Genomic DNA, 12,257 nt, shown 5'->3' on the forward strand with positions numbered 1-12,257 from the left:
GCGTTGATGACGGACACGACCTCGACGAGCGCCGGCACATGGCCGGCCTAACCCTGGGCGATACGGCAGGCCGCCCAACCATGACTACGTCGGGGCGCCACCGACCGGGGCAGCCCACCTCACCTCCTGCCGGCGGCGAATGAGCGAAACTCTTTGCAAGATCGCTGTGCGTGAGGATGCTGGCCTCGGTCAGGCGGTGATTGGTGGGCGCTGGGCGTTTTGGGTCGGTAAGGAGTGGCGGCGGGTCTGCTACTGAACATTGCCTGTCGATGCGGAGCGTGTTTGTCCCTGGTGGACCTTCGTTCGGGTCACCTCGGTGAGGTCTTGTGTCGAGGCTTGGCGATGTCTAGCGTGTCGATCACTTTCTTGATCGACGGGGAGTGTTGCCATGTTTGCTGGCTGCCGCGGGGGCACCGCATTTGACCGTTTTGGCGTACGTGGAAGGGTCAGGGCGGGAGTTCTGGCGGTGGCGGTGCTGGCGGCGTTGCTGCCGGTGGTGCAGGTGCGGGAGCCGGCGGCGGCTGCTGCGCCGGCCTTAGCGCCGGGTGATTCGGCGTCGGTGGCGAGTCGCGGTTTGCGGCAGGTGGAGCAGGGCCCGGATCCGGACGATGAGCATGCGGTGACTGAGCCGTTGCCGGAGGCGGAGTTCCCGGCCGGTGGTGAGACGGTGCTCGATCTTCAGGACGCGGCCGCTGCGCGGCAGGCGTTCGGTGTGACCGTGGCGCAGGCAGGCGACAGTGTGGCGGGGCGTGGTGTCGCCGTCGATGAGGTCGGTGCGGTGCGGGTGCGGGCGTTCGACCGGGCGGCGTCGGTGGCGTTGGGTAATGCGGGTCCGTTGTATTCGTTGGCGCGGGCGGACGGGTCGACGGCCACTGGTGCGGTGCGGGTGGAGATCGACTATTCGGGTTTCGCGCAGGCGTTCGGTGGTTCGTTCGCGGATCGGTTGACCTTGGTGCGGTTGCCGGAGTGTGCGGCGTCGACGCCGGAGGTGCCGGAGTGTTCGGCGGGTCCGGTCTGGGTGTCGTCGGTGAACGATCCGCATGCGCAGAAGCTGACGGCGGTGGTGGACGTCGGTGGTGACCCGAGCGGTGCCGGTGGTCGCACTGGGGTGTTCTCGGGATTCGCGACGGACAGTGCGGTGGCGTCGGCGGGCGTGTACGCGTTGGCGGCGTCGGCGTCGGGTGGGTCGACGGGGTCGTACACGGCGACTGACTTGAAGGAGTCGGGTTCGTGGCAGGTGGGGGAGAGCGCGGGGTCGTTCTCGTACTCGTATCCGTTGCCGGAACCGCCGCTGCCGTACGGACGTGCGTTGGGGCTGGGATTGTCGTACAGCTCGTCGGCGGTCGACGGAATGACCCACGGGACGAACAACCAGTCGGGCCCGGTGGGCTTGGGTTGGTCGTACACGCCGGGGTTCATTGAGCGGGCGTACAAGCCGTGTCCGGCGCATCCGACGGAGATGTGTTGGGAGTCGCCGGACGACCATGATGGTGAGGCGGCCACCACCGATCAGGGCTCGGCGTTGATGACGATCTCGTTGCAGGGCCAGTCGACGCACATCGTGAAGACCACGACCGGGGTGTGGAAGACCGTCGATGACCTGGGTTGGCGGGTGGAGTTCCTTCCCGGTGGTGCGGAGGACGACGGCTACTGGAAGGTGTGGACGCAGGACGGCACGGAGTACCGGTTCGGGTTCGAGCGGGATTCGGTGTGGAAGATGTCGTTCCTGGGCGATGAGGCGGGGGAGCCGTGTCATGGCTCGTATCCGGGTTCGTGTCGGGATCCGTGGCGGTGGAACCTGGACCGGGTTCGGGACGCGAATGAAAACGACACGGTGCTGTCGTGGACGCGGGAGACGAACCATTACAAGCGGGCGTTGACCGGGTCGGTGTTGGAGTACGACCGTGGTGGCTACCTGTCGGAGATCCAGTACGCGAAGAACTCGACCGAGGCGGGTGCGGTCCCGGTCGGCCGCACGGTGCTCAGTTGGGCGAGCCGGTGTGTGGAACGCACCGCCGAGGACGACCCGTTGAACAACACGCCGGCGGCGTGTCCGTCGATGTCGTCGAGCCCGTCGTCGTATCCGGACGTACCTGCTGATCTGAGTTGTGGGTCGTCGTCGTGCGGCAACTACAGCCAGTCGTACTTCACCAGCCGGATCCTCGATCGGGTGACGTCGTATCAGTGGAACGCGGGTGCGGCGGCGTGGAACAACGTCGGTCGGGTGCAGTTGTCGTACAAGGTGATCAACCCGCCGGGGCTCACGGAGCGGGTGTTCATCCTGGACTACATCCGGCCGGTGGGGTTGATCGGCGCGGACGCGAACAAGATCGATCTGCCGCCGGTGAACTTCGACTACGTCGACGGGGTGCAGCCGGACTACCGGGACGGCCGGGTCGACTACGACGAGGCCGGGTTGGGCGTGTCGGCGATGCGGATGCCACGGCTGCTCGTGGCCCGTAACGGCATGGGCGGCCGTACCGAGGTCACCTACGGCACGCAGCGGCCGTGTCCGCAGGGCGGGTCGAACCAGTCGGGCTACACCACCTGGCACAACAGCAAGCAGGGCAACTGGGACGTCAACACGCAGGACTGCTACCCGATCTTCCACACCCCACCCGGCGCGGACCCGGGCTTCGGGATCTTCCACAAGTATCTGGTCAAGAAGGTCGTGGTGAAGGACCAGGTGGGTGGCTCACCGGACCAGGTCACCCAGTACGACTACTCCGTCGGCACCCCGGCCTGGAAGACCCCCCACAGCCCGCTGATCGCCGACGAACACGAGACGTGGAACCTGTTCGCGGGCTACAACAAGGTCCGTGTCGTGCAGGGCTCAGGCACGGACCCGTCGAAGTACACGGTGTCGACGTCGACGTTCTTCCGCGGCATGTACCACGACTACTACGACCCCGGCAGCGGCGGCGGCCTCAAGGAAACCACCGTCACCGACTGGGCCGGCAACACCTACGACGACCACTACGCACGCGCCGGACGGGTCCTGCAGACCCAGCAGTACCGAATGACCACCTACAACGCCAACCCCGCCAACGCCTCCTACACCGAGGTCGGCAGCACCCGCTACGACCACGTCATCCAGGGCAACCTCAACGGCCCCGGCTGGTGGAACCCCCGCCAGGTCCGCGTCGGCCTGGAGAACCACCGCGTCAAACTCGAGGACGGCAACTGGCGGGAGACCTCCCAGCACACCGTCTACGACGCGACATACGGCCTACCAGTACGTTTCCACCAGTACCACCAGACCGGCGTCGCCGACAACATGTGCACCTCCTACACCTACGCCCGACGCAACGAGCCAGGCTCCTTTTACCTGGTCAACTACCCGGAACGGGTCGAGACCTGGTCCGGCGACACCTGCGGCTCAGGAACACTCCTGTCGCGCACCGTCACCTTCTACGACACCTACACCGTCGAAGGCTCCCAGACACCGTTCGACGGCAACGTCGCCGAGGTCCGCACCTACCACAGCCCGACCAGCTTCGTGTCTACTGGTCGGAGCACCTTCGACAACACGGGTCGACCGATCACCTCGACGGACTCGGCAGGGCTGACCACCACGACCAGTTACAGCCCGGCGGTGAACTGGCCGGACAACGGAATCACCAGCACGGTCGGTGGCGGCTTCAACCACGCCACCGTCACCCTGGTAGACCGGCACACCGGGCAGCCCTCACAGATCAGAGACCCGAACGGCAAGGTCACCGACCTCGTTTACGACCAGGTCGGCCGGCTCGCCGAGGTGTACCTGCCCGGGCAGGCCAAGTCATCCGGGGTGCCATCGCTGCGGTTCAGCTACCAGATCACCTCCAGTGGCACCGGCCAACCAACCGCACCCTCCCGCACCAGGACCGAAACGCTGCGTTCCCACAGCGGCAGCCCTGTGTTCTTGAACTCCTACCAGTACGTCGATGGTCTCGGCCGAGCCAGGGAAACCCAACAACCCGGCCCGAACGGCGGACGCATCGTCGCCGCCACCACCTACGACGCCCGCGGCAACGTCGCTGCCACCACCGACCGCTTCCACAACAGTTCCGCAGCCGGTGCCGGACTGGTCAACCCGAACCTGACCGCTGTCCCCGCTGTCCGCGAGACCACCTACGACCACCTCAACCGGGCAACCGTCGAGGTCGACAAGAAACTCGGCACCGCCTGGCGGCAGAGCACCGCGACCTACTACGGCGACCGCGTCATGGTCGTGCCCCCGGCCGGGGGCACCAAAACCGTCAGCCACCTCGACGTACGCGGCAACGTCACGCGCCTGGACGAGTACACCTCAGCCACCAACCCGAACACCCACCAGAGCACCACCTACACCTACGACCTCCTCGACCAACTCACCGCCGTAGTCGACCCGGCCGGCAACACCTGGACCCACACCTACGACCTCGCCGGCCGTCTCACCCAGAAGGCCGACCCGGACGCAGGCACCAGCAGCACTCACTACGACGCTGCCGGCCGACTCTCCTACACCATCGACGGCCGCGGACAGAGAATCTCGGCCCAGTACGACGGCAAGTCCCGGACCATCGGCCGCTGGGCCGGCGACGTCGGCACCGGCACCCGATTGGCGAGTTACGTCTACGACAGCCTCGCCAAGGGACAGCTGACCTCGTCCACTCGCCACGACATCGGCGGCAACTACACCACCACCGTCACCGGGTACACGGACCGCTACCTGCCCACGGGTACCAGCGTCACCATCCCGGCAGCCGAAGGCGCCCTCGCCGGCACCTACACCAACACACTCACCTACGACAAAGCCGGAAACGTCACCACCAGCACCCAGCCAGCCATCGGTGGACTACCCGCCGAAACACTGACCTTCGGCTACGACAACAACGGCTACCCCACCACCATGACCGGCCTCGACACCTACGTCGCCGCCACCAGCTACTACGCCCACGGCCCCACCCACCAACTCCTCCTCGGCGCCACCGGCAAACGGGTACGCCTCACCCAAACCATCGACCAGCAGACCGGACGCCTCGACGCCACCAACATCGACCTCGAAGACAGCCCCGGCACCTTCACCAGCAAGTACGCCACCGGCTACCGCTACGACGCCATCGGCAACATCACCTCGATCCTCGGCAGCACCGACGGCACCGCCGACCAGATCGAATGCTTCCGCTACGACCCCCTCCGCCGACTCACCACCGCCTGGACCGGTAACACCCCTACTGCCACCGCCTGCGACCAAACACCGCAACGAGGCGGCAGCATCGACCCCTACTGGCGCTCCTGGGGATTCGACACCGTCGGCAACCGCACCACCCAAACCGACCACAATCCCGCCGGCAACACCACCTGGACCTACGCCTACCCCAACCCGGGCGCCAGCCGACCCCACGCCGTCACCAGCATCACCGCCACCGGCCCCCTCGCCACCACACCGACCCGGTCCTACACCTACGACACCGCCGGAAACACTCTCACCCGCCACACCGACAGCGGAGTGGCGCAGCAACTGGCGTGGGATGCCGAAGGTCGCGTCGACACCCTCAGCGAAGGCAGTGACGAGACCACCTACATCTATGACACCGCAGGCAACCGGCTGATCAGCCGCGGTCCTGACAAAGCCACCCTCTACCTCGGCGCCACGGAACTCACACTTCCCGCCGGCGCCACCCAGACTGACGGAACCCGCTACTACAGCGCCGCCGACGGCATCATCGCGGTTCGCACACACACCGGCCTCGTCTGGAGCGCAGGTGACCACCACGGCACCGAGCAGATCCAAATCAAGGCCGACAACCTGACCACCACCCGCAAGCGACTCCTGCCCTACGGAGAAGATCGCACCACGCCACCCTCCATTTTCCTCGGCACTCGGGGATTCGTCGGCGGCACCCAAGATGACACCGGTCTCACGCACCTCGGCGCCCGAGAATACGACCCCACAATCGGTCGATTCATCAGCGTCGACCCCATCCAAGACCTCGCAGACCCACAACAATGGAACGGCTACAGCTACGCCAACAACAACCCGACCAGCTTCAGCGATCCCACCGGCCTCTACGCCATCGGCGACCACGGAGGCAACCTCCGCGACTACAGCCCCAAACCCGGCAAGCACAAGATCGTCGACCACCGCCAACCCCACGAGAAGCGCCACAAGCCGCCCCGAGAGCCCGAAAGGACGCAGCCGAAGGGCGGCGGCGGGAAAGACCCGGAACGCGCGCGTAAAGCTGCCAAGGACGCCTTCCTGCAGACCTACACCGAAGACAACCTCGCCTGCCGCGCCCACCGCAGCACCTGCTCCGCCATGCGAGACGCCGTCATGAATGGCTACGACCCCATCAAGGCCGAAATCCAGGTCCAATGCGGCGACTTCAGCTACGATCGATTCGCCTGCATGAACAGCCTCGGCTGGGAATGGGACTGCGGCGTCGCCCCCTGCCCAGAGTCCTGGATCTACAGCTGGGAACTCGCACTAGCCGCCACTGACGCCATAGCGATCATGGCCACCGTCAAAGCCATCCGGCATCTGTGCAGCTTCAGCCCCGAAACCCACGTCCTCCTCGCCGACGGCACCACCAAACCCATCAGCCAACTACTGGTCGGCGACGAAGTCTTAGCAACTGACCCGAAGTCCGGTGAGAGCGGGAAACGGCGGGTCACGCACGTGTGGGTCCACGAAGATGACGTCCGCACCCTCGGCGTTGATGGAGCCACCCTCGCCACAACCGAAGATCACCCCTTCTGGAATGAGACGGACCGAGAGTGGCAGCAGGCAGCGGCACTCGAGCCCGGCCACCGGCTTTCTAGTCCTTCGGGTGAAGTAGCGGCGGTCACCGAGAGAGTATCGTTGACCGGCTGGCGCGCCCTCGCCTACAACCTCACGATCGCAGACATCCACACGTACTATGTGCTCGCTGGCAAAACCCCGGTGCTGGTCCACAACACCTGTCCGGAAGCTGCCCGTCTTACTAGCAGCCCTAGCGTTCCGGTAATTAACAGCAAAACGGTGCACATGGACAAGAACGGCCGCTTCCGGATCGATGTCGAGAACCAGAATCCGGGACGCCCTGGCGCAAATATTCACCTTCAGCCCATGGGGCGCGGTGCCTCAGGTAAATACTACTATCATCAGAGCACGGGACAGTGGATTTCGGAAAGCGGAGAGGTGCTGGCGCCAAGGATTGCAAATCAGGTGCCGCGAAGTGCGATCAGTAAGGCTTATCAATATTTGGGGATTACGCCGCCGTGAAGATGAATTCTCACATGTTCGACGTTCTCGTTCGTGGACCTGTGGAGCTAAACCATGACCTGTCACCCGACTTGGATGAAGTCGCAAGGGCTGGCTGGGCACTCGGCCCCTGCGGTGCAATCCTGCTGAAGTCCTTGTGGGGGCCTGGATGGCGCACCAACATTGACGCCTCGGAAGTGGGATCCTACGAGTACGAGGTGAACGATGTTTACGCTTCACTGTCCGACCTTGCAGTGAACAAGGCGGCGTATCTGAATGGCGCGGCTATACGAGGCATCTCGTTTGCTACCCGCATGCTGAGAGATGCCTCCGATTTTCCGGAGGCCGATAGCCTACTGGCGGTAGTGGGCATATCGGTGGATGAGGAAGATGAGGACTTCTTGTTGCAGGGAGCCAGTGTTAGGTTTTTTAGCCGTCGCGGCGATTACCCAACCTGGTTCGAAGACCTGGAACGGTATCGGAAGGAAGCGATTGCTGTAGTTGATATGGCCGATCTTGCCGGGCCTGACCCATTAACCCAATTTCGCCGCAGGAAGTGACACTGGAAATACGGCGACTCCTGAGAATTCGGAGAGTGGTGAGGGTCTGCACGCAGTGGTCGTTGTCAGCCCGCGTTGCCGTCACGGTTGCCGTCAGCCGACCAAAGACATGGCGCATTCTCCGACGGATTTCACCGCAGGGGAGTGGGAGTCCGGTGGCGTCGCCTCGCGGTGTGCCGTCGATCCCCGGAACCACTCCCCAACGGTGGAGGGAAGCGGGTGGTGGAGCAGTGGGGGCAGCGTCGGCTTGATGAGCCGACGCCGTCGGAGATTGAGCAGCTCGGTGAGTACGTCAAGGCGAATGTGGTGGCTCGCTGTTATGCGCGGGGTGGGCGTAGTGCGGTGGAGCATCTGATCGCGGCGTGATCAGGTGTGCCAGGAGACGGCGGACCTTCGCCGAGGGTAAGGGGGATGAGGTCGTCATCGGATCTGGTGCCCCTCTTACGCGGCGGCGGCGGTGACGGCGAGGTAGGCGTGGGCGCACACATCGAGTGAGCGCCGACATCGCCCGGCGTGGTACGGCGGTACCACGCCGGATGGGCACCGTGGTCGGATGGCGGGCCGCCCGACCGTCCGTAACGTCGGCCCGGTGATCGAAGTTCACGCCCTGACCAGGAGGTATGGCGACGTCTCGGCAGTGCGGAACGTGTCGTTCCGCCTGGAACCCGGTGTCCTGCACGGGATCCTCGGCCCGGCCGGCGCCGGCAAGTCCACGACGCTGCGCCTGATGGTCGGGCTGGAACGGGTCACGTCCGGCCGCTGCCTGTTCGACGGCCGGTCCTACCGTGATCTGGCGTACCCGCTGCGGGAGGTCGGCGTCCTGCTCGCCCCGCCGCCGGCTCATCCCGGCCGCACAGGCCGCGACCACCTGCGGATCCTCGCCCGGACCCACGGGATCCCGGACCGCCGCACCGATGAGGTCCTGGAGCTGACCGGGCTGGCCGACGTCGCGCGGCTGCGGGCCGGCGTCTATTCTCCCGGCCTGCGGCAGCGGCTCGGCCTGGCCGGGGCGCTGCTGGGTGACGCGCCGGCCCTGCTGCTCGACGATCCGGCGGCCGGGCTGGACCCGGACGGTGTCGCCTGGCTGCGCGCCCTGCTCCGGACGCTCGCCCGCGAGGGCCGGGCCGTCCTGGTCACCGGCCGCCTGACCGGGGAACTGGCCCGCGACATCGACCGGCTGATCATTTTGGGGCGGGGCCGGGTGCTCGCCGACGCTCCGGCGGCCGAGGTGATCGCACGGAACACGGTCCCGGCGGTGTGGGTCCGCCCGGACCGCCCGGGCGACCTGGAGAAGTTGCTGCGTGGGCACGGCGCGGCCGTCGCTCTGCGCCCGGACGGCCGCTTGGAGATCACGGGGCTGACCTCGGCCGACATCGCGGGGCTGGCCGCTCGCGCCGGGATCCTGCTGATCGAGAACACCCCGGTGCACGCCTGCCTCAATGACGTCTACCTGGCGCTGGCCCGCGGCCGATGATCCGCCTCGTCGCCGCCGAGTGGCTGAAACTCCGTACCCTGACATCGTTCTGGATCTGCGCGGCAACCGCGCTGGTCCTCACCCCCTCGGCCGCGGCGCTGTCCGGGCTCCTGGCCGCTGCGGTCCTCCAGACGGTGATCATCGTGCTGGCGGCTGTCGTGCCCGGTGCGGAGTACGCCACCGGAACCATCCGGACGACCTTCCTGGCCACGCCCCGCCGGATCGCCGTGATGACCGCGAAGGCCCTGGTGGTGACCGTGGTCGCGGCGGTGCTCGGGGCCGTGTGCCTGATGCTGGCGTACGCTGTCGTGACACCGGTCGATGTGCGCTACGGCACAGTCGTGGGCCGCTCGGCCGTCGATATCGGATACTGCGTGCTCGTGGCGCTGCTCGCGTTCGCCGTCACGCTCGCCGTCAAGCACACGGCGTCCGCTGTCAGCCTCGCCCTCAGCGCCGTCCTGCTGATCAGATTGGTGCTGATGGTGGTGAGCATGATGTTCGGGGCCGACCCGTCGACGGCTTTCTGGAACCTCTGACCCGTGGAGCCCGACACCGGGATCCGGGTCTTCTGGGCCCACCATCCCCACCTGGCCACCGTCATCGTCGTCGTGGTCAGCCTCACGGCCGGCCTCGACTTCGACATGCTGACCGGCGACATGACCCGCGCCAGCTGGTGGGCGGTGGCCGTCAACACGGTGATCTCGCTGGCGCTGATCTGGCGGCGGTCGTGGCCGTGGGCGGTGCTGGCGGTGACCGTGACCGGCGACGTCCTGTCCGGCGACACCCAGCTGATCGCGTTCGCCGTGGTGATGTATGCGCTGGTGGTACACCGCTCGTTGCGGGCTGCGACGATCGGCGCGGTGCTCTCGGTGGCCGTGCTCGGGGTGGTCACCTTTCAGCATGAGGGCCGCTACGGGCTCGGCCCCTTCATCGGCCTCTACGGCCTCGCGGTGATTATTCCGGTGCTGGTCGGCGCGACCGTCGCCACCCGCCGCCGGCACGTGCGGTCACTGGAGGACCGGGCCGCCCGGCTGGCCCGTGAGAAGGAGCAGGAGGGCAAGCTGGCCGCCGCCCGCGAGCGCGTGCGGATCGCCCACGACATGCACGACATCGTCGCCCACAACCTGACCATCATGGTCCGCCTGGCCGACGGCGCGACCGCGGTCGCCGACACCGACCCGGAGCGTTCCCGCAAGGCCGTGCAGCGGGTCGCTGCCCTGGGCCGGGAGGCGATGACCGACATGCGCCGGCTGCTCGGCGTGCTGCGCGAGGACACCCCGGACACTCCTGGTGACCTGGAGAGCCTGATCGAGACGTTCCGGATCGCCGGCCTGCCGGTGACCTTGCGCCGCCACGGGCCGGATCCGTCCTCACCGGGTCTGCAGCGGGTGGTGTTCCGGGTCGTGCAGGAGTCGCTGACCAACGCGCTGCGCTACGCCGACAGGCCCACCGACGTCCTGGTCGACCTGGACTACGGCGACGACCCGATCCGGATCATGGTCGCCGACGACGGCCGGGGCACCACGCCGGCCCCGTCGGTCGGCAGCGAGCAGGGTCTGAACGCGATGCGCGAACGAGTCGCCATGTACGGCGGCACCGTCGAAGCCGGCCGTCAGGTGGTCGGGTGGACCGTACGAGTAAGCCTGCCCCATCCCGCAGAAGGCGCCGATGTCTGAGATAACCCTGCTGCTCGTGGACGACCAGGAACTGCTGCGCGAGGGCATGGCCATGGTCCTCGGCGCGGCACCCGGCCTGCGTGTCGTCGGTGAGGCCGGCGACGGCCGGGCCGGTGCCCTGCTGGCCCGGGAACGCCGCCCCGACGTGGTGCTGATGGACGTCCGCATGCCGATCATGGACGGGATCGACGCGACGCGGGACATCGTCGCCAACTGTCCCGGCACCCGGGTCCTCATCCTGACCACCTTCGACCTGGACGAGTACGCGTTCACCGGCCTGCGCGCCGGGGCCAGCGGCTTCCTGCTCAAGGACGCGCCCTCGGCCGACCTGATCGACGCGGTCCGCACCGTCGCAGCCGGCGCGGCGGTGGTCTCGCCCCGGATCACCCGCGCCCTGCTCGACCACTACCAGGGCGGGCGGGCCCCCGACCCGGCGGGCACTGGCCTGCTGGAGGAACTGACCGCCCGGGAGCGCGAGGTGCTGGTCGCGATCGGCCGTGGACTGTCCAACCCTGAGATCGCCGGGGAGTTGTTCCTGTCCGAGTCGACGGTGAAGACCCATGTCGGCCGGGTGCTGGCCAAACTCGGGGCCCGCGACCGGGTGCACGCGGTGATCTGGGCGCACACGAACGGGCTCGTCTGAGTCGTGTGGTACCGCGGTACCACTCAGGATGAGCACCGTGGTCGGATGGCTGCCCGGCGGGGCGTCCGTAGTGTCATTCCCGTCAACGAGGTCGATGAAAACGGCCTCTGAGCAGGAGAAACCCGCCCCGCGTCGCGCCGGAAGAGGAATGTGTCATGACCACCAGAACCCGCGTCAACCCCCTCGTGATCTGGGCGCCGGTCTCGGTCGCCGTGCTCGTCGCCGCGTTCGTGGCCTGGATCGGCTGGCCGGCCGGACCCGCCCAGCTGCCGCAAGGCGCCTCGACCGTCGACGTCTATCTGATCAGTGACGAGCTGAGCGAACCGGCCGAGCGCGGCCAGACCGACGGTTGGTTCGGCGGTCTCGGCCTGCCGTGCGGCACCGACGCGTGGTACGTCGAGGCGAACAACACCGCGATGTGCGCGGCGCTGGACGGCCCGAAGGGCACCGTCGTCGTGAACACCAGGGACAAGCAGATCTCGCTGCCCGACGCGTCGCAGGCCGCGCTGAAGGTCTGGGCCACCGAGGCCGACGCCGGCACCGAACAGCACACCACCCGCGTCCTGCTGGTGCAGGACAGCACCGCGGTCGCGATCGTCGCCCTGGCCAGTCCGGCCACCGCCGCCCCGGTCGACTAGCCCCACACCCGAATCGCGTGACGGGCGCCACCGGCGTCCGCGGCCCAGTCGCGCCCCTT

7 protein-coding genes are annotated in these 12,257 nt (G+C 67.1%); all 7 read left to right on the forward strand.

Annotation, left to right across the window (positions count from 1 at the left end; all coding sequences use genetic code 11):
- Positions 1–466: 466 nt before the first annotated feature.
- Entirely contained in the window at positions 467–7,228 is a 6,762-nt protein-coding gene (locus tag HUT12_RS11790; RefSeq protein ID WP_368660243.1) for an RHS repeat-associated core domain-containing protein, read from the forward strand.
- 14 nt (positions 7,229–7,242) lie between these two features.
- The gene (locus HUT12_RS11795; RefSeq protein ID WP_176093373.1) at positions 7,243–7,767 is read left to right on the forward strand and encodes a hypothetical protein; all 525 of its coding nucleotides are present in this window, start codon (positions 7,243–7,245) and stop codon (positions 7,765–7,767) included.
- A 589-nt stretch (positions 7,768–8,356) separates the two neighbouring features.
- Complete coding sequence (locus HUT12_RS11800; protein ID WP_254876785.1) at positions 8,357–9,241, forward strand: ATP-binding cassette domain-containing protein; 885 nt, start codon at positions 8,357–8,359, stop codon at positions 9,239–9,241.
- Positions 9,238–9,777 (forward strand): hypothetical protein, encoded by a 540-nt coding sequence (locus HUT12_RS11805; protein ID WP_176093375.1) that lies wholly within the window; start codon positions 9,238–9,240, stop codon positions 9,775–9,777. The genes HUT12_RS11800 and HUT12_RS11805 overlap by 4 nt, the downstream gene beginning before the upstream one ends.
- A gap of 3 nt (positions 9,778–9,780) precedes the next feature.
- Entirely contained in the window at positions 9,781–10,917 is a 1,137-nt protein-coding gene (locus HUT12_RS11810) for a sensor histidine kinase (RefSeq protein ID WP_176093376.1), read from the forward strand.
- Positions 10,910–11,560, forward strand: coding sequence for a response regulator transcription factor (locus tag HUT12_RS11815; RefSeq protein ID WP_176093377.1), 651 nt, complete (start codon positions 10,910–10,912; stop codon positions 11,558–11,560). Before HUT12_RS11810 ends, HUT12_RS11815 begins: the two co-directional genes overlap by 8 nt.
- A 155-nt stretch (positions 11,561–11,715) precedes the next feature.
- Entirely contained in the window at positions 11,716–12,198 is a 483-nt protein-coding gene (locus tag HUT12_RS11820; RefSeq protein ID WP_176093378.1) for a hypothetical protein, read from the forward strand.
- The last annotated feature ends 59 nt before the right edge of the window (positions 12,199–12,257 follow it).

The sequence above is a fragment of the Verrucosispora sp. NA02020 genome, assembly GCF_013364215.1.
Taxonomy (GTDB): Bacteria; Actinomycetota; Actinomycetes; order Mycobacteriales; family Micromonosporaceae; genus Micromonospora.